19 protein-coding genes are annotated in these 23,631 nt (G+C 42.8%); 4 read left to right on the top strand and 15 right to left on the bottom strand.

Annotated elements, in window-relative coordinates; genetic code table 11:
* Positions 1-20: 20 nt before the first annotated feature.
* Positions 21-878 (top strand): 5'-nucleotidase, lipoprotein e(P4) family, encoded by an 858-nt coding sequence (locus PCY17_RS04160; RefSeq protein WP_042902944.1) that lies wholly within the window; start codon positions 21-23, stop codon positions 876-878.
* A 230-nt stretch (positions 879-1,108) separates the two neighbouring features.
* Here PCY17_RS04160 and PCY17_RS04165 read toward each other — a convergent pair whose 3' ends face one another.
* Together PCY17_RS04165 and glmS are read right to left on the bottom strand one after the other, a co-directional pair.
* The gene (locus tag PCY17_RS04165; RefSeq protein ID WP_042902945.1) at positions 1,109-2,161 is read right to left on the bottom strand and encodes an LLM class flavin-dependent oxidoreductase; all 1,053 of its coding nucleotides are present in this window, start codon (positions 2,159-2,161) and stop codon (positions 1,109-1,111) included.
* A gap of 110 nt (positions 2,162-2,271) precedes the next feature.
* Positions 2,272-4,080: a glutamine--fructose-6-phosphate transaminase (isomerizing) gene (glmS, locus tag PCY17_RS04170; RefSeq protein ID WP_042902946.1), complete on the bottom strand. Its 1,809-nt coding sequence runs from the start codon at positions 4,078-4,080 to the stop codon at positions 2,272-2,274.
* Between the two features lie 215 nt (positions 4,081-4,295).
* Here glmS and PCY17_RS04175 point away from each other — a divergent pair, with 215 nt between their 5' ends.
* On the top strand, positions 4,296-4,709 hold the full coding sequence (locus tag PCY17_RS04175) for an EamA family transporter (RefSeq protein ID WP_000264204.1): 414 nt from the start codon (positions 4,296-4,298) through the stop codon (positions 4,707-4,709).
* A gap of 38 nt (positions 4,710-4,747) precedes the next feature.
* Here PCY17_RS04175 and PCY17_RS04180 read toward each other — a convergent pair whose 3' ends face one another.
* From PCY17_RS04180 to PCY17_RS04220, 9 genes are all read right to left on the bottom strand, one after another.
* Entirely contained in the window at positions 4,748-6,127 is a 1,380-nt protein-coding gene (locus tag PCY17_RS04180; RefSeq protein WP_000911363.1) for a glycoside hydrolase family 1 protein, read from the bottom strand.
* A gap of 106 nt (positions 6,128-6,233) precedes the next feature.
* Positions 6,234-8,087 carry a proline--tRNA ligase gene (locus PCY17_RS04185; protein WP_000814031.1) on the bottom strand — a complete coding sequence of 618 codons (1,854 nt, stop codon included), beginning with the start codon at positions 8,085-8,087 and terminating at the stop codon, positions 6,234-6,236.
* Positions 8,088-8,103: 16 nt separating this feature from the next.
* Positions 8,104-9,360 (bottom strand): RIP metalloprotease RseP, encoded by a 1,257-nt coding sequence (gene rseP, locus PCY17_RS04190; protein ID WP_000579746.1) that lies wholly within the window; start codon positions 9,358-9,360, stop codon positions 8,104-8,106.
* A 15-nt stretch (positions 9,361-9,375) separates the two neighbouring features.
* The gene (locus tag PCY17_RS04195; RefSeq protein WP_000159118.1) at positions 9,376-10,179 is read right to left on the bottom strand and encodes a phosphatidate cytidylyltransferase; all 804 of its coding nucleotides are present in this window, start codon (positions 10,177-10,179) and stop codon (positions 9,376-9,378) included.
* A gap of 8 nt (positions 10,180-10,187) precedes the next feature.
* Positions 10,188-10,946 (bottom strand): isoprenyl transferase, encoded by a 759-nt coding sequence (locus tag PCY17_RS04200; RefSeq protein ID WP_000466705.1) that lies wholly within the window; start codon positions 10,944-10,946, stop codon positions 10,188-10,190.
* A gap of 206 nt (positions 10,947-11,152) precedes the next feature.
* The gene (locus PCY17_RS04205; protein WP_044021449.1) at positions 11,153-11,737 is read right to left on the bottom strand and encodes a nucleotidyltransferase family protein; all 585 of its coding nucleotides are present in this window, start codon (positions 11,735-11,737) and stop codon (positions 11,153-11,155) included.
* Positions 11,718-12,716, bottom strand: coding sequence for a Holliday junction branch migration DNA helicase RuvB (ruvB, locus tag PCY17_RS04210; protein WP_301391971.1), 999 nt, complete (start codon positions 12,714-12,716; stop codon positions 11,718-11,720). Before ruvB ends, PCY17_RS04205 begins: the two co-directional genes overlap by 20 nt.
* Before the next feature lie 287 nt (positions 12,717-13,003).
* The gene (locus PCY17_RS04215; RefSeq protein ID WP_000779593.1) at positions 13,004-15,415 is read right to left on the bottom strand and encodes a flavocytochrome c; all 2,412 of its coding nucleotides are present in this window, start codon (positions 15,413-15,415) and stop codon (positions 13,004-13,006) included.
* A gap of 25 nt (positions 15,416-15,440) precedes the next feature.
* Positions 15,441-16,049, bottom strand: coding sequence for an NADPH-dependent FMN reductase (locus PCY17_RS04220; protein ID WP_000779598.1), 609 nt, complete (start codon positions 16,047-16,049; stop codon positions 15,441-15,443).
* Positions 16,050-16,267: 218 nt separating this feature from the next.
* Between PCY17_RS04220 and PCY17_RS04225 the strand changes: the two genes are divergently transcribed.
* Both PCY17_RS04225 and PCY17_RS04230 read left to right on the top strand, forming a co-directional pair.
* A complete protein-coding gene (locus PCY17_RS04225) occupies positions 16,268-17,467 on the top strand; it encodes an OFA family MFS transporter (protein ID WP_000665257.1) in 1,200 nt (399 codons plus the stop codon).
* A gap of 75 nt (positions 17,468-17,542) precedes the next feature.
* The gene (locus PCY17_RS04230; RefSeq protein WP_000785197.1) at positions 17,543-18,421 is read left to right on the top strand and encodes an AraC family transcriptional regulator; all 879 of its coding nucleotides are present in this window, start codon (positions 17,543-17,545) and stop codon (positions 18,419-18,421) included.
* 493 nt (positions 18,422-18,914) lie between these two features.
* Here PCY17_RS04230 and PCY17_RS04235 read toward each other — a convergent pair whose 3' ends face one another.
* The 4 genes from PCY17_RS04235 to PCY17_RS04250 form a co-directional block, all read right to left on the bottom strand.
* The gene (locus tag PCY17_RS04235; protein WP_000628400.1) at positions 18,915-19,331 is read right to left on the bottom strand and encodes a GNAT family N-acetyltransferase; all 417 of its coding nucleotides are present in this window, start codon (positions 19,329-19,331) and stop codon (positions 18,915-18,917) included.
* 11 nt (positions 19,332-19,342) lie between these two features.
* The gene (locus PCY17_RS04240) at positions 19,343-20,038 is read right to left on the bottom strand and encodes a GNAT family N-acetyltransferase (protein WP_049478934.1); all 696 of its coding nucleotides are present in this window, start codon (positions 20,036-20,038) and stop codon (positions 19,343-19,345) included.
* 195 nt (positions 20,039-20,233) lie between these two features.
* Positions 20,234-22,735 (bottom strand): leucine--tRNA ligase, encoded by a 2,502-nt coding sequence (gene leuS, locus PCY17_RS04245; protein WP_000011728.1) that lies wholly within the window; start codon positions 22,733-22,735, stop codon positions 20,234-20,236.
* A 160-nt stretch (positions 22,736-22,895) separates the two neighbouring features.
* Positions 22,896-23,588: a histidine phosphatase family protein gene (locus PCY17_RS04250; RefSeq protein ID WP_000049281.1), complete on the bottom strand. Its 693-nt coding sequence runs from the start codon at positions 23,586-23,588 to the stop codon at positions 22,896-22,898.
* Between the last annotated feature and the right edge of the window lie 43 nt (positions 23,589-23,631).

A 23,631-nucleotide genomic window follows, 5' to 3' on the forward strand; every position in this document is an offset into this window, starting at 1 on the left:
ATTATTAGGAGGATGGGATTATGAAAATATCCAAAGTTACTATTACAATTACTTCTACACTTGCTTCCGTCATTTTACTGACTGGCTGTGGCACAAATTCGGCAAATTCACAGACAACACAAAGCAGTACATCTGATAATCAGGTTACCATGACCTATGATCAGTTGCGTTCAAGAGAAAATACTATGTCAACTCTTTGGTATCAAAAAGCAGCTGAGACCAAGGCACTCTATCTACAAGGTTACAATGTCGCTACTGATCGTTTGAAAGAACTACTAAAAACACAGACAGATAAACCCTACTCTATCGTTTTGGACTTAGACGAAACCGTATTAGACAATAGCCCTTATCAAGCTCAAAATGTCAAAGACGGAACAGCATTTACCCCAGAAAACTGGGATGTCTGGGTAAAAAAATCCGCAGCCAAGGCTGTACCAGGCGCTAAAGACTTCCTCCAATTTGCAGACAAAAACGGTGTCCAAATTTACTATGTATCTGACCGCACGATAGATCAGGTAGATGATACGATCAAAAACCTAGAAAATGAAGGAATCCCTGTACAAAGCCGCGATCATCTCATGTTCTTAGAAAAAGGCGTCAAATCTAAAGAAGGTCGTAGACAAGCAGTCCAAGAAAAAACCAACTTAGTCATGCTACTAGGAGACAATCTTGTGGACTTTGCAGAGTTTTCAAAGACCTCTGAAACTGAGCGCGACCAAAAATTAGAGGAATTACAAAAAGAGTTTGGTGAGAAATTCATCATTTTCCCTAACCCAATGTACGGATCATGGGAAAGTACTGTTTACAATGGTAATAAATTGGATGCCAAGGGTCAAACTGAAGAGCGCCAAAAAAACTTACAAGGTTTTGATAAATAAAATAAGAGAACTATCTACCAGTTTACACCAACCACAAGATATCGTATTTGTGAGAATATCAAAAAAGACGATTTCCGCTTGGATAATCGCCTTTTTTGCTATTTTATCTTGTACTTGGTATAAACTAGTATATATTCCACTAGATAGTATGCTCTATCGCTTGTACCACTTCCACCTGTTGCTGAATCCATGGGTGTTCCTCACCAATCGACTCAACTGATTGGATTTTTTTATAACCCTTCTTTCATGGCAAAGTAAGCACGCACTTTTGGTGCGACTTGCGTTCCAAAAAGTTCAATAGCTCTCAAAACTTGATCATGAGGCATGGAACCAAGCGGTAGATGGAGCATGAAACGGTCCAAGCCTAAATCCTCAATCATGCGAATCAATTTTTCTGCTACCTGGTCTGGATTTCCCACAAACATGGCACCATTTGGACCAACTTGCTCCAAATATTGCTCATAGGTCAACTCCTGCCAGTGTGGACGGTCCTTGGAAATCGCATCCACCACTTGCTTAGTCGGATGGAAATAATCTTTTACAGCCTGTTCGCCATCCTCAGCAATCCAGCCCCAAGAATGAGCCCCCACTTTCAGGTCTTTATCCGCATGACCGGCATCCCTTCCAATCTCACGATAAGCTTGAATCAGCTTTTTAAAATAACGCGGATTGCCACCGATAATGGCATAGACAATCGACAGCCCTGCCCGAGCAATCTTCACTGTTGATTCGACATGGCCACCTGTCGCCACCCACAATGGCAATTTGTCCTGAACAGGACGGGGATAGACTTCTTTGCCAGAAATCGTTTGGGTCAATTGACCTTGCCAATTCACTTTGGTGCTTTCATTTGCCAACTGAAGCAGATCTAACTTTTCATCAAAGAGAGTTTCATAGTCTTTCAAGTCATAGCCAAACAGTGGGAAAGACTCGGTAAATGAACCACGCCCAGCCATAATCTCTGCCCGTCCATTTGACAAGGCATCGATGGTAGCATATTGTTGGAACAAGCGAATCGGATCCATACTCGAGAGAATGCTGACCGCACTAGTCAAACGAATCTTTTTGGTATTGACTGCCCCAGCTGCAAGAACAATCTCTGGCGCCGATACCGCAAAGTCCTCCCGATGATGCTCCCCAATCCCGTACACATCCAAACCAACCTTATCAGCCAGCTCAATTTCTGCCACCAACTGACGAATGCGTTCATCATGACTGTAAATCTGCCCGGTCGCTTCTAGAGCTGTTGTTTCACCAAATGTTGAAATTCCTAATTCTACCATCCTGTTTCCTCGCTATCTCTTTTAGTTTTAGGGTATTTTATCACTAATTAGTTTTATTTCCAATAAATTTGCTCATTAGAAAAAGTCTAGATGAACTAGACTTTCTTAGCTTATTCTACTGTTACTGACTTAGCAAGGTTACGTGGTTTGTCCACATCAAGGCCACGGTGGAGTGTTGCAAAGTAAGCGACCAATTGCGTTGGTACGACCATTGAGATTGGTGAGAGGTAAGGGTGGACGGTCGTAAGGACGATATCGTCTGTCTCTTTAGCAACATTTTCTTCTGCGATAGTGAGAACCTTAGCACCACGGGCTGCAACCTCTTGGATATTTCCACGAGTGTGGTTAGCAAGGATTGGATCTGACAAGAGGGCCAAGACAGGCGTTCCTTCTTCAATCAAGGCAATGGTTCCATGCTTGAGTTCTCCTGCCGCAAAGCCTTCACACTGGATGTAAGAAATCTCTTTGAGTTTGAGGCTCGCTTCCATGGCTACATAGTAGTCTTGACCACGTCCAATGTAAAAGGCATTGCGAGTGGTTTCAAGAAGGTCACGAACCTTGGCATCAATGGTTTCTTTTTCAGAAAGAGTTGATTCGATAGACTGAGCTACGATTGACAACTCATGAACCAGGTCAAAGGCTTGCGCTTTGGCATTGCCGTTTGCCTCTCCGACTGCTTTTGCAAGGAAGGCAAGGGCTGCGATTTGCGCTGTGTAGGCCTTGGTTGATGCCACGGCAATTTCAGGTCCTGCGTGAAGAAGCATGGTATGATTGGCTTCACGTGAAAGGGTTGAACCTGGGACGTTTGTCACTGTCAAGCTTGGGATTCCCATTTCATTAGCCTTGACCAAAACCTGACGGCTATCCGCTGTTTCACCAGACTGACTGATAAAGATAAAGAGTGGTTTCTTGCTGAGAAGTGGCATACCGTAGCCCCACTCAGATGAGATTCCAAGTTCAACAGGTGTATCTGTCAATTCTTCCAGCATTTTTTTAGAAGCAAATCCTGCGTGGTAAGATGTCCCAGCTGCAAGAATGTAAATACGGTCTGCATCTTGAATAGCCTTGATGATAGCTGGGTCAACGACTACTTGACCAGCCTCATCTGTGTAGGCTTGGATGAGTTTACGCATAACCGTTGGTTGCTCATCAATTTCCTTGAGCATGTAGTAAGGATAAGTCCCCTTACCGATATCTGACAAGTCGAGCTCAGCAGTATAGCTAGCACGCTCACGACTGTTACCATCATAGTCTTGAACTTCGACGCTATCAGCCTTGACGATTACCAACTCTTGGTCATGAATTTCCATGTATTGGTTGGTCTCACGAATCATAGCCATAGCATCTGAGCAGACCATGTTGTAGCCTTCTCCAAGACCAATCAAGAGTGGTGATTTGTTCTTAGCGACATAGATGACATCTGGATTTTCAGAGTCAATCAAGGCAAAGGCATAAGAACCACGAATGATGTGAAGGGCTTTTTTGAAGGCTTCAAGAACTGAGAGACCTTCTTCTTCTGCAAATTTCCCAATCAAGTGAACAGCGATTTCCGTATCGGTTTGCCCCTTGAAGTGGTGACCTGCAAGGTATTCTTCCTTGATTTCAAGGTAGTTTTCAATCACTCCATTGTGCACCAAGACAAAACGTCCCGTCTCAGAGCGGTGTGGGTGAGCATTATCTTCCGTTGGTTTCCCGTGAGTCGCCCAACGCGTATGTCCGATACCTGTTGTTCCCTCAACACCAGCTGTCTTGGCAGACAATTCTGCGATACGACCGACAGCCTTGACTAGATGATTTTCAGCACCACCTAGGACAAAAATCCCCGCAGAATCATAGCCACGGTATTCGAGCTTTTCAAGCCCTTGAATCAAAATATCAGTTGCATTTGTGTTTCCAACAACACCAACAATTCCACACATAGTATATACGACACAGACCAGCTGTGCTTTCTCCTTAAATTGGTATAGTCTAATTCTCGCTTTACGGAATCAGCAAAAACAGTATATACTTGTTTTTCTCACTTGTCAAGGATAAAAATTGGTATAGTTTTTCTATCTGGTATTTTATCAAGATTTCACTTGATACCTGACAAGTCGGCATCAATTACTTATAATAAGGGGAGGAGGTATTCGCCATGTGGTTTTTCTTCGCACTTTTATCAGCTATCTTTGCAGCCTTAACGTCAATTTTAGCCAAGATTGGGATTGAAGGAGTTCCATCCAATCTAGCAACTGCTATTCGTACAGTCGTCGTCATTCTTATGGCCTGGGCTATGGTTTTCTTGACCAATAGTCAGACCGAAATTGTCAACATCAGTAAAAAAAGTTGGCTCTTTCTCATCTTATCAGGCTTAGCCACTGGCGCCTCCTGGCTCTGCTACTACAAGGCCCTACAGATGGGCAATGCGACTGAGGTATCTGCTGTCGATAAATTCAGTCTCGTCATTACCCTCGTTCTAGCCTTTTTCTTCCTACAGGATGTCCTGACGTTTAAAACAATTATTGGCTGTATCCTGATTACGATTGGGACCTTGGTGATGATATTGTAATAAAAAGTGAGATGAACACCATCTCACTCTTTTTATTCTTAAAATCCATTATGGTCGCTGAGTTCCTTGAACCAATGGCCTGATTTTTTTAGACGACGTTCCTGTGTTTCCAAGTCAAGCTCAACTAGACCGTAGCGGTTTTTATAGCTATTGAGCCATGACCAGCAATCAATAAAGGTCCAGATTAAGTAACCCTTACAATTGGCTCCGTCTTCAATGGCACGGTGAAGTTCACGCAGATGTCCTTTGACAAAGTCGATACGATAGTCGTCCTGAATCATGCCATTCTCACGGAATTTATCCTCACCTTCAACACCCATGCCATTCTCTGTCAACATCCACTCAATATTACCATAATTTTCTTTGATATTTTGAGCGATATCATAAATCCCCTGCTCGTAGATTTCCCAACCTCGGTGAGGATTGATTTTACGGCCCGGCATGATATAAGGCTCGTAAAAATGTTCTGGCAAGAGGGGACTGTCTGGATGTTTAGCAAAACGCGGCGCCATAACGCGCAAAGGTTGGTAGTAGTTGACTCCAAGGAAATCAACTATGTTCTCGCGAATGAGTTCTAACTCTTCAACAGTGTACTCTGGCAGCAAATCATGCTCAGCTAAAATTTCCACCAATTCCTCTGGATAAGCTCCCAAGACAGACGGATCTAGGAAAGATTGAGCTTGGAAGAGGTCGGCAATGCGCGCAGCCTTGACATCCGCAGGATGCTGGCTACGTGGATAGGCTGGTGTCAAGTTAAGTACAATTCCAATCTTAGAGCCAGGCAGAATCTCATGACAGGCCTTAACCGCAAGACTACTAGCCAGTTGCGTATGATAGGCAACCTTAACCGCTGCTTTGGCATCCACCTTGTGAGGATAATGGGCATCATAAAAATAACCAAATTCTACGGGGACGATGGGTTCATTAAAGGTAATCCATTGGTCTACCAAGTCACCGTAAGTCTCAAAACAAAAACGAGCATAGTCTTCATAAGCCTTGACAGTTGCCTTATTTTCCCAGCCATCACCAGCTTCTTGAAGGGCAAAAGGCAGGTCGAAGTGATAGAGATTGACTAAGAGACGAATCCCCTTGGCCTTAATAGCCTCAAAAACCTGACGGTAGAAAGCCACCCCTTGCGGATTGATCTCTCCACGACCTTGCGGAAAAATACGAGACCACTGGATAGAAGTTCGGAAGGCTGTATGCCCAGTCTCTACCAAAAGCTCAATATCCTTTTCCCAGTTTTCGTAAAAAGTCGATGTTTTATCAGGTCCAATTCCATTGTAGTAACGATTTGGCTCTACTTGGAACCAATAATCCCAGAGATTGTATCCCTTGCCGTCACCAGGTACACGACCTTCTGTCTGTGGTCCAGAAGTAGAGGAACCCCAGACAAAATCCTTTGGAAATTTTAACATTATTATACCTCTTAACTTGATGATGTATTCTTCACTCTCATTATATAGAAAAAACAAGGTAAAAACTAGTTACATTTTTGCCTTGTTTTTCTTCTGATTATAGTTTTTATTTCTTGCTGAGGATTTCAAGCGTTTCAAGCAAGTTGTCTGCATGAACTTCGATGGTGTCACCAGTCGCCTTGATCTTAACTTCTACAATACCGTCAGCTGCTTTCTTCCCAACAGTAATACGGATTGGCAACCCAATCAAGTCACTATCGCTAAACTTCACTCCGACACGTTCGTTACGGTCGTCTGTCAAGACTTCGTAACCAGCTCCCATCAAGCTTGCTTCAAGTTTATCTGTCAAGGCTTGCGCTTCTTCATCTTTGACATTGACAGTAATCAAGTGCACATCAAATGGTGCTAATTCTTTAGGGAAGTTAACTCCCCAAGCATAACGGTATTCGCCTTTTGGCGTTTTATTGACAAAGAGGCGAGCGTGTTGCTCCATAACGGCTGAAAGGAGACGGCTAACACCGATACCGTAACAACCCATGATTATTGGCACAGCACGGCCATTTTCGTCCAAAACATCTGCGCCCATACTTGCTGAGTAGCGAGTTCCGAGTTTGAAAATATGACCGATCTCAATACCACGGGCGAAGTTTAAGACACCTTGTCCGTCTGGGGAAATTTCACCCTCACGAACTTCGCGGATATCTACATATTCTGCAGTAAAGTCACGACCTGGATTCACACCCGTCAAGTGGTAGCCATCTTCATTAGCCCCTACAACAGCATTGCGAACATCTTGCACCTTACGGTCTGCAATGATTTTCACATTTTCTGGCAAACCAACTGGGCCAAGTGAACCAAAGCCGGCTTGAACAGCACTTGCTACTTCTTCCTCGCTCGCAATGTCAAAGAAATCTGCTCCCAAGTGGTTTTTCAACTTAACTTCATTGAGTTGGTCATTTCCAACTAGAAGGGCTGCAACAAGCTCACCATCTGCCATGTAGAAGAGGGTTTTGATTGTTTGTTCTTCTGGGATGTTAAGGAAGGTTGCGACTTCGTCAATAGATTTAACACCTGGTGTTTCCACTCGAGTTACTTCTTCTTCCGTAACGACACGGTTGCTTGGTTTGTACTCGTTTGTTGCCATTTCTAAGTTAGCTGCATAGCTAGACTCACTTGAGTAGGCAATGGTGTCTTCACCAGAAACCATCCATTTGAGCAATTCTGTCTTGATTTCTTCTTGCACTTCTGCAGGAATTTCATCAAATGAGGCAACTGACTTGTCCAAGACAACCCAGCGGTCAAGGTCTGTACGAGCTGGTGTAATGGCCATAAATTCTTGGCTATCCTTACCACCCATGGCGCCACCATCACCGATGATGGCCTTGAAGTCCAAACCACTACGAGTGAAGATACGTTCATAGGCTGCCTTGTACTCGTCATAAGTCACATCCAAACTATCGTAATTAGCATGGAAACTATAGCCGTCTTTCATGATAAATTCACGCGTACGGAGAAGTCCGTTACGTGGACGTTTTTCATCACGGTATTTCGGTTGGATTTGGTAAAGGTTGAGTGGCAATTGCTTGTAAGATTTCACAGAGTCACGAACAATAGCTGTAAAAGTTTCTTCGTGTGTCGGACCTAAGATAAAGTCTGACTTTTCACGGTTTTTCAGTTTATAAAGGTCTTCACCATAGGTTTCATAACGACCTGATTCACGCCAAAGATCGGCACTGAGAAGTGCAGGAGCCAACATCTCCACCGCACCAATCTTATCAAACTCTTGGCGCATGATATTCTTAGCCTTTTCAATCACACGGTTAGCGAGTGGTAGGTAAGAATATACACCGGCAGAAACTTGACGAACATAACCAGCACGCAACATAAGGGCGTGGCTGATAACTTGAGCATCGCTTGGCATTTCGCGAAGCGTTGGGATTAGCATTTTACTTTGTTTCATAATATTCCTCGATTATCTAAAAGAAGAGTCGCATAATGTCATTCCAGGTCACAGCTAGCATCAAGACAACCATGATAACTACACCAGCCATGGTGACATAGGTTTCAATTTCTTGTTTAAGGGGTTTCCGGCGGATAGCCTCTAGGATATTGAGCACAATCTTTCCACCATCCAAAGCCGGGATAGGAATCAAGTTAAAAATCCCGATATTGATGGAAATTATAGCTAGGAAATAGAGGACATTCTCAAGACCATTTTTAGCAGCATCGCTACTTGCCTTAAAAATGGCAACGGGTCCGCCGAGTTTGTTCAAATCTGGATGGAAAATCAAGTTTTTCAAAGCCGAAAGGATACGAAGTCCTGAGTCAGCTGCAGTTGTAAATCCACCAACAAACATGGATAGAAAGTCTGACTTGACTACCGGTTGAACCCCAAGAATATAACGTCCTTGATTCTCTTCTGGAGTCACCGTGACTTGTTTTTCGCTACCATTTTCAGAAATGGTCACATCTAAGGTCGGGGCTGTCTTGTCCTTGGTATCTGCTTCCACAGCCTGGGTCAAGTCTTGCCAATTCTTAACCTCATGCGAGCCGACCTTGGTGATTTGAGCTGTCTCAGCTACGCCCACCTTAGCCAAAGCTCCTTCTGGCATGACATGAAAGAGATTGGTCTGAGTATCTCTAACACCGCCCTGCAAAAAGATCAAGATCCAAAAAACAACAACACCTAAGATAAAGTTATTCATGGGACCTGCAAAGTTGGTGATGAGCTTACCCCAGATAGAAGCATTTTGATACTGTACATCCAGAGGAGCAATGCGCACTTCGGTTCCGTCTTCTTCAACCACCGTTGCATCATGATCCACTGCAAAGGTCTTTTCTTCTTCCAAGACCAAGCCTTTAATGAAGAGCTTGTCTTCAAAGTCAAACTGAGTTACCTGCATAGGAAGAGACGTTTGATCCAACTTCTTCCCTGAGAGGTTGATCCGTTTGACCTTACCATCATCGGCAAGTGTTAAACTGACTGGAGTTCCTGTCTTGATTTCTGTCGCATCATCACCCCAGCCTGCCATACGAACATAGCCTCCTAGAGGAAGGATTCGAATGGTATAAGCAGTGCCATCCTTACCGATATGGGAAAAAATCTTGGGCCCCATACCAATGGCAAATTCACGAACTAGAATGCCCGATTTCTTGGCAAAATAAAAATGTCCAAACTCATGCACCACCACAATAATCCCAAAAACGAGGATAAAGGTTAGCAATCCAATCATTCAATATTCCTTTCTTTAAAACAGGCCAAATAAGTGCATGATAGGAAAGACAACTAGCATACTGTCAAAACGATCCAATACACCACCATGCCCCGGGATAAATTTCCCAGAATCCTTGACACCAAAATAGCGTTTCATAGCACTCTCAATCAAGTCACCAAACTGACCTGCCACACTGAAGAAGACGGCAAAGAGGCTCATTCTATAAATTCCATAAGGGAGAGCAACTGTACTGTCTACAAGCATGAAGATTGCTGTTACCAGTACCGCACCTAGAATACCTCCGATAAAGCCCTCAATGCTCTTATTGGGAGAAACTCTCGGAGCCAACTTATGCTTGCCAAAATTCATCCCTATCAGGTAAGCTGCGCTATCTGTCGCCCAGACAATAAAGAGGGCCAAAAGCACCTTATCAAAACCTGCCACCCGAGCATCTAGTAAGGCATTGAAGCCAAAACCAACATAAAAGCTCACAGCAATTGGGAAAGCGGCATCTTCAATCGTATAGTTTTTACTGAAAACGGTCGTCCCTAGCATTATGGTAATCAGAACACTATAGGCAACTACATTCCCATCAACAGGCAAAAATGTTAGGTAATTTTCTAAAGGAACTGTGAGAGCGAAGGTCGCAAAAAGAGTCAAAGCGCCCTCAATGGTCATAGTCTTTAGCCCCTTCATGTGCAAGAGTTCATGGACACCTAGCATCGCTAACAAGCCAATCCCTATCTGCAACAAGAGCCCTCCCGCAAACAAGACTGGAAGGAAAATCGCCAGGGCCAATACCGCAAACAATGTTCTCTTTTGTAAATCCTTGGTCATATCTTCTCCTAAACTCCTCCAAAACGGCGATTGCGATGGTTAAAAGCAGCAATAGCTTCCTGCAAGGCAGCTTCATCAAAATCAGGCCACAAGGTATCCGTAAAATAAAGCTCGCTATATGCTGCTTGCCATGGCAAGAAATTACTCAAACGCAACTCACCACTCGTACGGATAATCAAATCAGGATCCCGCAAATCCTTTGGCAGGTGTTGCGTAAAAAGATAGTCCCCAATCATATCTTCTGTGATGTCACCAGGGTTGATTTTAGCATCTAGAACATCTTGAGCCAAGCCCTTAAGAGCCTGCGTAATTTCAGCACGGCCACCATAGTTAAGCGCAAAATTGAGAATCAAGCCCGTATTGTTCTTGGTCAACTCCTCTGCTTTTTTCAAAGCTTCAAAAGTCGGCTTAGGCAAACGGTCTGTCTCTCCAATCATCTGAATCTTAACGTTATTTGCGTGCAATTCAGGGACATAGTTATCATAAAATTCGACTGGCAAGTTCATGATAAACTTGACCTCTTGATCTGGGCGTGTCCAGTTTTCCGTTGAAAAGGCATAAACCGTGATGACCTTAACTCCCATCTTGTTAGCTGCCTTGGTCACCTTTTGGAGGGCTTCCATCCCCGCCTTATGACCAAAAACCCGTGGTTGCATCCGTTTTTTAGCCCAACGACCATTCCCATCCATGATGATGCCAATATGAGCAGGAACCTGTGTTGGAACCTCGACTTCTACAGCTTTATCTTTCTTAAAAAATCCAAACATGTTCTTATTCCTATTCAAAAATCTATCGTTTCATTATACCATATTTCCCTATTTTCTTCTATTGCTAAGTTATTAGCTCTCCGTACAGACAAAAAATAAGCCGCCTGATTGGGCGACTTAATTTTATAGGGAGATTATTATGAAAAAGTTTTAGGAGTTTAAGTTAAGTTCCTCTTAACTTATGAACCTAGTATACCGTCCCTAACTTAAATTTTTCTTAAGTTTTTTGAAAAAGTGAGATTTTTCCATTTTTCTTGCCAATTTTTCTTGGACAAGCGTTCTTGATAGAGCTTCATTCGGTCCTCATTCTCTAAGAAATGAGGAGTTGGGGAAACCTGAAAATTCAAAATATCCTCTAGACCATAGGGCGCAAAGAGCTCTATAGTTGCGTCCGCATGCAAGCGGAGTCCTATCGCCGTACAGCGTTCTGGATACTTACTCATGGCATCACGAGAACTCGTGTAAGGCACAGTGTGGGGACTGTGCAGATGCATATAGACCTGATTTTTCAACTCCCACTGATATTGAGGGAAATCTTCTCTCAGCTTTTTCTCTAGGGATACTGTTTCCTCATAAGAAACATCTGGATCAAAGAAAATCACATCAACATCCGTCTCCCGGTCAAAAGGCGATTTGTCTGACAAGAGATTCCAGATGAAATTCCTGACAGAACCTGCTGCCAACCACGAGTCTTTCAGATCAAGATCACGAATGATGGTCAGAATGGTCATCATATCTGGATTTTCTCTGAAAGCATCTAGAATTTCTTGTTCATTTTTCATTGTATTCATAGCCTAAATGCTCATATGCCTTAGCAGTCGCTACCCGCCCAGAACGAGTTCGCATGATGAAACCTTTCTGAATCAGGTAAGGTTCGTACATATCTTCGACAGTCTCACGCTCCTCGGCAATATTAACAGAAAGAGTTCCTAAACCGACAGGACCACCACCGTACATCTCAATCATGGTGCGAAGGATTTTTTGGTCTACATAGTCCAAACCTTCACGGTCTACATCCAGCATGGTCAAAGCCTTATCCGTAATCACATCATCAATCAAGCCATCCCCCATAATCTGGGCAAAGTCGCGCACGCGCTTGAGGAGACGATTGGCGATACGAGGAGTTCCTCGACTGCGTAAGGCCAACTCCGAAGCTGCCTCATGGGTTATTTCCATCTCAAAAATATCTGCCGTCCGCTCAACAATCTCTGTCAAGTCAGCGTGGGCATAGTATTCCATATGACCTGTAATCCCAAAACGTGCCCGCAGAGGATTTGAGAGCATCCCCGCACGTGTCGTTGCACCAATCAAGGTGAATGGTGGCAAGTCCAAATGGACACTGCGACTGCCCTCTCCAGCCCCAATCATGATATCAATGCAGAAGTCTTCCATGGCACTATAAAGCACCTCTTCCACCGACATGGGCAAGCGATGAATCTCGTCAATAAAGAGAACGTCTCCAGGCTCCAAATCATTCAAAATCGCTACCAGATCCCCCGCTTTTTCGATAACAGGACCAGACGTTTGCTTGAGATTGACTCCCAGTTCATTGGCAATAACAAAGGCCATGGTTGTTTTCCCGAGACCTGGAGGACCAAATAAAAGAACATGGTCCAGTGCCTCATCCCGCATTTTGGCAGCCTCGATAAAGATTTGCAGCTGGTCCTTGACCTTATCCTGCCCAATATATTCACGTAAATACTGGGGACGGAGGGTACGTTCTACCAACTCCTCATCCCCCATGATCTCATTATCTAAAATTCTACTCATGGCTCTATTATATCAAAAATCCAAGCCACAAACAAAAAAGCCACCTGATTGGGTGGCCTCTTTAGGGAGATTATTATGAAAAAGAAAAGTTTAGGATTTCATTAAATAAAGGGTACTCAATGAAAATCGAAATCAGACTAGGCAGATAGACGCAAGCATAACTATAGTTAGCTAAGTCGACTCTAACGAAGGTTGATGAGATTTTCGAAGAGTATTAGGAGGTCTTTATTTAATGATTATATAATACACAAGGAGACTTAAAATTCCCTTAATTTTTAAATCAATCACTAACAATTTTCTTTAACAGCTGTTTGACCTGCAATACGTCCAAAAGTAAAGATATCCGTAAGCGAATTTCCTCCTAGACGGTTACCTGCATGGAGTCCACCTGCGACTTCTCCGGCAGCATACAAACCAGGGATAATCTGACCGTTTTCATTCAAAACGTGTGTTGAAGTATCAATCTTGAGTCCACCCATTGTATGGTGAACGGCCGGTTTTCTCGGTGTTGCGTAAAATGGCGCAACCTCACACTTGAGATCAAAACTACCTTTATTAAATTCAGGATCAAAACCTGCATCTACATAGGAATTGTAATTCTTAATCGTTTCCACTAGAACTTGTGGATCCACACCAATCTGAACCGCCAACTCTTCTATCGTATCTGCACGATAAAGAGTACCTGCTTTGACTTGGGCATCGATTTTTTCTTGGCTAGTATTGTAGGCAGTTTCCTTGATACGTTCATCTGCGATTAGATAGAACAAGCCTCCATTATCAATCGCCGCTTGAGATAGCTTGTCTCGGCTACCGTACTCATCTACAAAGCGCTTCCCTTCAGTATTTACCATGATGAAGTTTGCTGGAGGAACTTGAAGTCCTGAGAAAAGAGCTCCTGTCACTGGATCGGATACTGGCATCATTTGACTAAAGCCCATACCCACCAAATCTGCACCTACACTTTGCCCTAAAAGAATACCATCTCCTGTCACAGCTGGTGTATTAGATGTAGCAATATCATCTGCAATTTCAGTCCAGTAGGTATTGTATTTTTGTAGCATCTTGGTATTGGCACCAAATCCTCCAGAAGCTAGAACAACGGCATCTGCATTGACAATGATGGTTTGACCGTTTCGACCTTCTGCTCTGACACCCTTGACAGCCCCGTCTTTTACAAGCAATTCTTTAACTGGAGAATCTGTCAAAATCTTGCCACCATGTTCTAGAACATATTTTTGTAGGACAGATATAAAGGCATACCCCATTGGTTGAACCGGCTTATGGCCACGACGCCAAAGGGCTCCAACTGGCATTGTCACTTCGCTACGAACAAATTCAACGCCGATGTCTTCCAACCAACGAACAGACTCTAGGGCCCGTTCGGTTAAAACAGAAACCAAATCGTATTGGCCATGAATTTCATTCCCTTGTAAATCTTTTCGTTTCCCACCGATATAGGTTTGGATACGATAGAGCAAGGTAGAATCGAACAAATAGCTCGGGTCCTGCAAATACTGCTCAACCTCAACTTTCAAGGCTCTAAAGTCCTCTAGATATTCTGGATCAATCGTTGATTCATCTGTCGCAATCAATTCTTGAAGCGTATGTGCCTCACCTGGATGAGCTGCGAAGGTTCCTTGCCATGCTGGATCTGGTGCATTCATTGGACCACCTGCACGAACAGTATTTCCTCCAATTGCAGGAAATTTCTCAACAACAATTGGCTTCTTACCAGCTTGTAAGACTGCAGCCGCTGCAGCTAATCCAGCTCCTCCGCCTCCGACGATGACAACATCTGCCTGATAGGTCTTATCTTCTTTATCTAGGGCAGATGGCGCTTTTGAACGCTTCCGTAAAACATCTGGATTTGCACCGGCTTGTTTGACTGCACGCGCAACTCCATCTAAAACACCATTTGAAGTCACAGAAGCTCCTGACACCGCATCAACATTTAATGTTTGCCCCTCAATGATTTCTGCTGGAATACGGGTAAAGACGACATCTGCGATTCCTGAAGATTCTCCAGAAGAATCGATTTCGATTTTTTCAATACGGTCCTCAGAAACCGTTACATCCATCGGTAATTTACCATTATGGCCTTCAGTTGTAACATGGTAAGTCCCCGGTTCAAAGCGAACTTCTTCAGGAAGGTTTAGTTGGTTTGCAACGGATACAAAGCGAAGGAAGCGATAAAAACAACTATCTAGGAAATCAACGGTTCGCTCATCAATCAAATCTCCATTATCATCAAATGCTCGATGCGCTCGACCAAGTAAAAACTCACTACCTGGCATAACTGTTGCATTTACCCCAGGAGCATCCAAAATCTGACGAAGATGAAGTTGGGCTCGTGAAGAACCTTGAATATCGTAAGAAGCTCCGACAATCATTGTCGGCTTTCCGTCTAGCGGATGAATGTTAAAAGACAACCACTCGAGCAAGCTATTCAAACTTGATGGAATCGTATGATTGTGCTCGGGTGTCGAGATAATGACACCATCAGCTTTTGAAATAGCTTGATTAAACTTCTGAATAATAGGTGTATCTGTTTGATCATCTGTTTCATTGAACATTGGTACATCTGTTATCTCTAAAATCTCAATATCCGCTTTCTGAGCAAAATGTCTTTTCATAAATTGCAAGAGGTTGCGATTATAGGATTTTTTTGCATTAGTCCCAACAATAGCTACTAATTTCATGGATTGTTCTCCTTTCTTGAAATACTTATGCTTTCAACCATTCTTCCCAAATGAAAGATTTCTTACGATTTGTATCTTCTGGTTTGACCAAAGCCTTTGTTAATTCAACAAAGTTTTGAAACTCTGAAAAATGTTCTTCTAGTTCTGCAACCTTTTCAGGATTGTTCAAATGACACTCATCATCCAGGACTTGCTCAGAATGACCTAGAAAGAACTCTGTACCCGGCATAACTCTCGCTTTAAGCTCCGGCGCATCTAAAATCTGACGTAAATGTGCCTGCGCTCTAGATGTTCCCAGCAAACCGAGAGAAGCACCAACAATCATCGTCGGTTTATTGATTAAGGCACGACTGGTATAAGCAATCCACTCCAAAGCAGAGGCCAAAGGTGCTGGTATCGTGTGGTCGTACTCAGGTGTTGAAATAATCATACCATCTGCGGCAAGAATTTTTTCTGAAAAAGCTTGAACTTCAGCTGGCGCTAGCTTGTCCTCAGGTTCGTTAAAGGCTGGCAATTGTTTGATTTCCAATACCTCAATGTCGGCTTTATCCGAAAAGTGCTTTTGCATAAATTTCAAGAGTTTCCGATTGGTTGAGCGATCTGAATTGGTTCCAACGATAGCAACTAGTTTCATCTTGGTACCCCTTTCATTTATTTAATCTACTTTCATTATACTACTTTAGAAAATCTTGTAAATCCTTGATAATAAAGACCGTGTTATTCTATCAGATTATCGTACTTTAGTACAAGTTCGTGAAAAAATTAACAAAATATCTTCATAAACTATTGACCGGTTTCCTTAACTATGATATAGTCTTGGTGAAAAAATATACATTTAAGGAGGATGTTTTTATGAAAGAGACATTCAATCGTTGGAGGATTTTAGTCGCGTCTACAGCCATTCTTCTTTGTACAGGTGCCGTCTATTCCTTTTCTGTTTTTGCCGGACCACTTAGCAGTTCAACAGGCTGGTCCATGTCTGATATTATGTTAGCATTTGCTATCAACTCTGCAATAGGCCCTATCCCCATGATTCTCGGAGGTTATTTAGTTGACAAAGGTTATGTAAAATGGACCATCGCCCTCGGCGCTCTTCTATTTGCTAGCGGATTTTACTTAACCGGCTATGCCAATTCACCAGCCATGCTTTATTTGACCTATGGATTAATGGCCGGGCTTGGTCAAGGTTTTGCCTATTCAGGTGCCCTCTCCAATTCACTTCGCCTCTTCCCTGATAAACGTGGCTTAGCCTCTGGAATTCTGACAGGTGGCATGGGATTTGCCGCAGTCATCGCTTCTCCAGTCGCGAGCAATCTCATTCAAAAACAAGATGCCTTCTTTGCTTTTCGTACAATTGGGCTAGTCTATATTGTTGTTATCATCTGTGCAATTTTCTTTATTAAGGCAGCTCCAAGCGGCTACCAACCAGCAGGCTGGAAAGCTCCTATCCCAACCAAACAAGGACCTACTAATAAAAACTGGAAACAAATGCTACAAAGTCCTCTGTTTTACATTATCATTAGCATGTTCTTTGTTGGCGCCTTTTCTGGTTTGATGATTGCCTCTCAAGCATCACCAATCGGTCAATCAATGTTTGGACTCTCTGCAGGCACTGCAGCTCTCTATGTCTCTCTTTATTCAATCGCAAACTCTAGTGGTCGTTTTATCTGGGGATCACTTTCTGATAAAATCGGCCGTTCAAAGACCTTATTGATTATCTATTCTGTCATTGTCCTAGCTTTATTCTCCCTAACTATCGTCCCTGGTCAACTCGGGTTTACCTTAGGAATTATTGGACTTGGTATCTGCTTTGGCGGTGTTATGGGGGTCTTCCCATCTATCGTCATGGAAAATTACGGTCCTGCAAATCAAGGGGTCAACTACGGTATCGTCTTCACTGGATATTCTTTAGCAGCATTTTTCGCTCCCAAAGTCGCTGTTCAAATGGCAATGGCTAATAATGGAAATTATAGTGTAGCTTTTTATGTTGCTATTGCTTTGGCCTTCATTGGACTTGTTCTTACTATTTTTTATATGAAAAAGAAAGCTTAAAGCCCGAAAACTTCCTAGATAAGGAAGTTTTTTTGGTATAATAAAAGTAGTAATAGTATATTGGGAGGATTTACCATGGCAGACCGTTCACGTTTCTTACGAGATAACCCATCTGACTTCCCATATGATTTTGAAAAACAAATCTTATCCAAAAAGTCACCTGACACAATCTATCATTGTCATCCTGAACTAGAGATTATTTACGTTACAAAGGGTTCTGCCATCGTTCATATCAACTCAGAACGCTTTGAAAGTCGCGAAGGAGATATTTTTCTTATCCAACCGACCTCTCTCCATTCTATCTATTCTCATAAAGATCAAGAACTACTTTCTACCAGCTTTCGGATTCATCTAGATTATCTTGGGAGAAGTCAAATTGACAGCTTTAGCCAACGCTATATCCAACCCCTCCACTCCGGTCACTTTTGCCTCACTCCTCAAATATCACCAGGCGATAAGGCCTATGATCAAATTCAATCCTGCCTTCTTTCCCTTTTTTCTATCCTTGAAGAAAAAGGCATATACTACGATCTACTCATAAAATCTAAACTATACGAATTGCTTCATCTTCTCTTTAAGTATAGATACGTCAATCGACACTATACAGATGATACCTACCAAAAATACCAAAAACTAAAAGAAGTGATTTGCTACCTTGAACAGCACTACTCAGAACCCATTCATATTGAGCAACTGGCTGCAACATTTGGATATAGTAAAAATCACTTTATGAGTATTTTCAAGCTACATACTGGAGCCAGTTGTATGGACTACCTGCTCCAGTTACGTCTTGAAAAATCCTGTGAGAAACTCGTCCAAACCAACCTCAGCATTCAAGAAATTGCAAGCCAGGTCGGCTTCACCAACCTTTCAAACTTCAACCGTCAATTTAAGCAGCACTATCTCCTAACACCTAGACAGTATCGAAATCAACAACTTAAAAAGAAAACATGATTCTTTCTCCTTAGTCTTTTCTAAGGAGTTTTTTCAAACAAAAAAGCCACCGAATTTGGTGGCTTCATTAGGGAGATTATTATGAAAAAGAAAAGTTTAGGATTTCATTAAATAAAGGGTACTCAATGAAAATCGAAATCAGACTAGGCAGATAGACGCAAGCATAACTATAGTTAGCTAAGTCGACTCTAACGAAGTATGGTAAGATTTTCGAAGAGTATTAGGAGGTCTTTATTTAATGATTATATAATACAAGATGAATCTTAAAGCTAACTTAACTTTTCTCCTGATTTATCATTTTTTTAAAAATTTTTTTCAAATGGATTTTTCCTCTCCAAGTCATAAAAAAGCCACCTGATTGGGTGACTTCTTTAGGAGATTATGATGAAAAAGAAAAGTTTAGGATTACATTAAACAAAGTTAGGAGGTCTTCATTTAATGATTATATAATACAGGAAAAGACTTAAACTTTACTTAAGAAAAAATGATTTTTTTATCTTTTTCTATCCACCCAAATCATTCCTGTACAATCATAAGTAGATAAGGTTTCAAATCCCAGAGAACGATAGAATCCCAAGGTTTTTTCTGTCTGATCGGTCACTAGTTGGACTTGATAGGCATCTTTGTAATCACCTAAAGCCTCTTTCATTAAGTCGCTACCAATCCCTTGGCGTTGATAGCTAGGCAAAACGATCAAATCCTGGACAAAAATCGATGAGAAACCATCTCCAACCAAACGGACCAAACCCACCACAGCATCTCCATCAAGTGCCAGATAAATCGCTAATGAGTGAGACAAGGCCTTCTCCAGCATCTGAGGTTGATGGGTATAATTTGTCCAACCGACAGCCTGATAGAGATGCAAAACATCCTCTAACTTGACAATTTCTTGCTTTTTAATAGTGATCATGTCAACACCTCTTAAAGTTCTCTCAAGCTCTTGTACTGTCGTCCATTTTTATCAAAATTTTCAGGAGCCAACCATGTTTCTAAACGAGCTTTGACTTGAGGCCAGTCCTTATCAATCATAGAGAGCCAATCCGTATCCCTCGTGCGCCCCTTATAAACAACTGCCTGGCGGAAAGTTCCTTCATAGACAAAGCCCAAACGCTCCGCGGCTCGTCTTGATGGGATATTTAGAGAATCACATTTCCACTCATAGCGACGATAGTTAAGCTCCTCAAACACATAGCGCGCCAAGAGATACTGGGCTTCTGTCCCTATTCGTGTTCCCCTTAGCTCTGGAGAAAAAATAACAGTCCCAACTTCAACTACACGATTATTTTGGTCGATGCGCATAAGCGAAAAGGTTCCCAAGGCCTTACCAGTTGCCTTGTCTATAATCGCATAGTAAAAACGGTCCTTACGAGCCAACATCTGATTTAAAACGGTAACCAGTTCCTCCATATCTGCCACTGGTTCCTGAAAGAGGTAGGTCCACATCTCCCGAGGAGTATCTGGGCCATAAACAGCTAGTAAATCCTCCGCATGCTTTTCTACCGAAAGAGGCTCTATCCGAGTGTAGCGCCCTTCTAAGAAATCAATGGAAGGCAATTCACCTGGTGTATAACCTTTCATTGGCTCACCAATTATCTGACCATATTCGTTTACTGGCATTGTTTTCTCCTTGTTTTACTTTTCAAACTTTATAATTGCACATAGTATATCATACTTTCATGAAAAAATTCAAAAAATCCTCCAGAGTTCAGCTCTGGAGGATTCCTATCTTATTTCACAACAATATTAACCAATTTAGTTGGCTTCAATAGTCCAGTGGACTATTGAAGGTGGCAGATAGAGATAATAAACTCGTTATTTAACGACGATATTAACGAGTTTGTTAGGTACCGCAATCACCTTCACGATTTCCTTGCCGTCAATTTCTGCTTTAACTTTTTCATCAGCCAGAGCGATTTCTTGCAATTCTTCGCGTGATAGGTCTTTAGCAACCATCAATTTGGAACGAACTTTTCCTTTGATTTGGACGACGATTTCGATTTCATCTTCAACCAATTTACTTTCGTCCCAAGTTGGCCAAGCTACATAAGAGATGGACTCACCTGTTGCAGCAACTGTTTGCCAGAGTTCTTCTGCCAAATGAGGTGCAAATGGGGCAATCAATTGGATAAAGCCTTTGGCGTAGTCCACATAGAGTTTGTCTTCCTTATTAGCAGCGTTGACAAAGACCATAAGTTGGGCAATAGCTGTGTTGAATTTCATGGATTCGATTTGCTCAGTAACAGATTTAACGGTTTCGTTATAAACCTTGTCAAGAGCACCATTATTTTCCGCAACAATTTCTTTACTTGTAATCAAACGGTAAACACGGTCGAGGAACTTACGGCTTCCTTCCAGGCCTTCTTCTGACCAAGCGATAGAAGCATCAAGTGGTCCCATGAACATTTCATAGACACGAAGGGTATCGGCACCATATTGTTCCACCACATCGTCTGGATTGACAACGTTCTTGAGTGATTTAGACATCTTGGCTGGTGCTTGCTCCAACTCTTCTCCTGTTTCCACATGGAAGAAAGAACCGTCACGTTTTTCAACCTTATCAGTCGCTACAAGAGCTCCACGGTGGTCACGGTAGCTTGTTCCCAAAATCATCCCTTGGTTAAAGAGTTTTTGGAATGGTTCCTTAGTCGGAACAACACCGAGGTCATAGAGGAATTTGTGCCAGAAACGAGCATAGAGCAAGTGAAGTACAGCATGCTCTGCACCACCCACGTAGATATCTACTGGCAACCATTGTTTGAGGAGGTCCTCATCAGCCAATTTCTCAGTATTGTGCGGGTCAATATAGCGGAGGTAGTACCAGCTTGAACCAGCCCATTGTGGCATGGTGTTGGTTTCACGACGACCTTTGACACCATCTTCACGCGTCACTTCCAACCAGTCGGTCAAGTTAGCCAATGGGCTTTCCCCAGTACCTGAAGGACGGATATCCTTGGTGACTGGCAAGACAAGTGGCAATTCACTTTCAGGAACAGCTGTTGAAGTCCCATCTTCCCAATGAATGATTGGGATTGGCTCACCCCAGTAACGTTGACGGCTAAAGAGCCAGTCGCGGAGACGGTAGGTAACCTTCTCTTGTCCACAACCTTTCTCTTCCAACCAAGCCACAATTTTAGCAATCGCTTCTTCTTTGTTCAGTCCATCTAGGAAGTCTGAATTGACATGAAGACCATCTTCAGTATAGGCAGCTTCTGCTACATTTCCACCTTCTAGCACTTCTACGATTGGAAGGTCAAATTGTTTGGCAAATTCCCAGTCACGTTGGTCGTGGGCTGGCACAGCCATAACGGCACCTGTTCCATAGCTCGCAAGAACATAGTCGGCGATCCAGATTGGAATTTCCTTACCATTGACAGGGTTGATAGCATAAGCACCAGTCCAAACCCCTGTTTTTTCCTTGGCAAGGTCGGTACGAGCCAAGTCAGACTTGAGGCTAGCTTGGTGTTTGTAGTCTGCTACGGCTTCAGCTTGTTCTGGACTGACGATAGCATCTACCAAATCATGCTCAGGCGCCAATACAGTGAAAGTCGCACCGAAAAGGGTATCTGGACGTGTCGTAAAGACGGTAAATTCCTTGTCAGTCCCTTTCACTTTGAAAGTTACATTAGCACCAGTTGATTTACCAATCCAGTTGCGTTGCATGTCCTTGATAGACTCTGGCCAGTCAAGATCATCCAAGTCATTAAGCAAACGCTCCGCATAGGCAGTGATTTTAAGCATCCATTGGCGCATCGGTTTGCGGACAACTGGATAGCCTCCACGCTCAGAAGTTCCGTCAGGAAGGACTTCTTCGTTGGCAATGGCCGTCCCCAATTCCTCAACCCAGTTTACTGGCACTTCCGCTTCATAAGCTAAACCTTTTTCGTAAAGCTTGGTGAAGATCCACTGAGTCCATTTGTAGTAGTTTGGATCTGTTGTGTTGACTTCACGATCCCAGTCGTAAGAGAATCCAAGCGCATTGATTTGACGTTTGAAGTTGGCAATGTTTTCCGCTGTAAATTCTGCCGGGTCATTCCCCGTATCCATAGCGTATTGCTCTGCAGGCAAACCAAAGGCATCCCAACCCATTGGGTGAAGGACATTGTAGCCTTGCGCACGTTTGTAACGGCTAAGGATATCAGTCGCTGTGTAGCCTTCTGGGTGTCCTACGTGCAATCCAGCTCCTGAAGGATATGGGAACATGTCGAGAGCATAAAACTTCGGTTTTGATGCATCTGTTCCTGTCTTAAATGTATGATGTTCTGCCCAGTAGCCCTGCCACTTAGGCTCAATTTCTTTATGATTGTAAAAACTCATGGTCTCTCTCCAATTTTGTGATGTTACTATTATACCATTTTTGAGGGAATTTGAAAGACGAGAAATGTTCTTTTAGACTTGGATAACAAGAAATACTGGGTCGCAAATCCAACTTATTTAACAGGAAAAAAAGTTAGCTCCTAATCGGAGCTAACTTCTATTAACTATTTGTCTCTAACATCTTCTCACGTCCGAGCTCTCGATAACTACGGTCACCAACAACTTCTACGCTAAACTGACCGTCCTCATATTCAAGAATCGTCACGCTACCATTATCGAGACCATGCGGATGCATGCCATTGATCAGATAAACAATGGTACCAATCGTCATTCCATGGCTCACAACGAGGGCATTACCCCCACCTTGTTCTTCCATTTCTTTAGCAATCGCTTCAAAGCCTTCCTTGATTCGACCACTGAGTTTTTCCCAACCTTCAGCCCAGCCTGCAGTATCAACCTCTACCAAACCTTCTGCTAGTTCTGCATAGGACAACTGATGAACATGGTCTACATTGAAAATTCTCGGAATCAATCCCATAAAGAGGTCCCCATCATAGGCCCCATCAAAACTACCAAAGCACCACTCTCTGATGCGCTTGTCCATGCGGTAAGGGATTTTCCCCTGTAGTCCAAGTTCTTCTAGGATAATTCCCATGGTTTGAATAGTGCGACCTGAATCACTGGAATAAGCGCGGTCAAACTGCAAGCCAGACTCTCTCAAGCCAATTCCCAGTTCATGGATTCCCAACTCACCTTCTGCAGTCAGAGGTGTATCACTCCATCCTTGAGCACGTCCAATGGTGTTAAACATCGTTTTCCCATGACGGACCAAATACAATCTTACTTTAGACATTTTCTATCCTCCATTTTCTTCTATTATATCATGGATCAAAGAA

Source organism: Streptococcus sp. SO2, from assembly GCF_030440025.1.

Coding starts and splice junctions, on each gene's coding strand:
- PCY17_RS04185 (WP_000814031.1), bottom strand. CDS start 8,087: ATGAAACAAAGTAAAATGCTAATCCCAACGCTTCGCGAAATGCCAAGC.
- PCY17_RS04180 (WP_000911363.1), bottom strand. CDS start 6,127: ATGTTAAAATTTCCAAAGGATTTTGTCTGGGGTTCCTCTACTTCTGGA.
- PCY17_RS04215 (WP_000779593.1), bottom strand. CDS start 15,415: ATGAAATTAGTAGCTATTGTTGGGACTAATGCAAAAAAATCCTATAAT.
- leuS (WP_000011728.1), bottom strand. CDS start 22,735: ATGAGTTTTTACAATCATAAAGAAATTGAGCCTAAGTGGCAGGGCTAC.
- PCY17_RS04235 (WP_000628400.1), bottom strand. CDS start 19,331: ATGATCACTATTAAAAAGCAAGAAATTGTCAAGTTAGAGGATGTTTTG.
- PCY17_RS04240 (WP_049478934.1), bottom strand. CDS start 20,038: ATGCCAGTAAACGAATATGGTCAGATAATTGGTGAGCCAATGAAAGGT.
- PCY17_RS04175 (WP_000264204.1), top strand. CDS start 4,296: ATGTGGTTTTTCTTCGCACTTTTATCAGCTATCTTTGCAGCCTTAACG.
- ruvB (WP_301391971.1), bottom strand. CDS start 12,716: ATGAGTAGAATTTTAGATAATGAGATCATGGGGGATGAGGAGTTGGTA.
- PCY17_RS04230 (WP_000785197.1), top strand. CDS start 17,543: ATGGCAGACCGTTCACGTTTCTTACGAGATAACCCATCTGACTTCCCA.
- PCY17_RS04220 (WP_000779598.1), bottom strand. CDS start 16,049: ATGAAACTAGTTGCTATCGTTGGAACCAATTCAGATCGCTCAACCAAT.
- PCY17_RS04205 (WP_044021449.1), bottom strand. CDS start 11,737: ATGAATACAATGAAAAATGAACAAGAAATTCTAGATGCTTTCAGAGAA.
- PCY17_RS04165 (WP_042902945.1), bottom strand. CDS start 2,161: ATGGTAGAATTAGGAATTTCAACATTTGGTGAAACAACAGCTCTAGAA.
- PCY17_RS04200 (WP_000466705.1), bottom strand. CDS start 10,946: ATGTTTGGATTTTTTAAGAAAGATAAAGCTGTAGAAGTCGAGGTTCCA.
- glmS (WP_042902946.1), bottom strand. CDS start 4,080: ATGTGTGGAATTGTTGGTGTTGTTGGAAACACAAATGCAACTGATATT.
- PCY17_RS04225 (WP_000665257.1), top strand. CDS start 16,268: ATGAAAGAGACATTCAATCGTTGGAGGATTTTAGTCGCGTCTACAGCC.
- PCY17_RS04250 (WP_000049281.1), bottom strand. CDS start 23,588: ATGTCTAAAGTAAGATTGTATTTGGTCCGTCATGGGAAAACGATGTTT.
- PCY17_RS04160 (WP_042902944.1), top strand. CDS start 21: ATGAAAATATCCAAAGTTACTATTACAATTACTTCTACACTTGCTTCC.
- PCY17_RS04195 (WP_000159118.1), bottom strand. CDS start 10,179: ATGACCAAGGATTTACAAAAGAGAACATTGTTTGCGGTATTGGCCCTG.
- rseP (WP_000579746.1), bottom strand. CDS start 9,360: ATGATTGGATTGCTAACCTTTATCCTCGTTTTTGGGATTATTGTGGTG.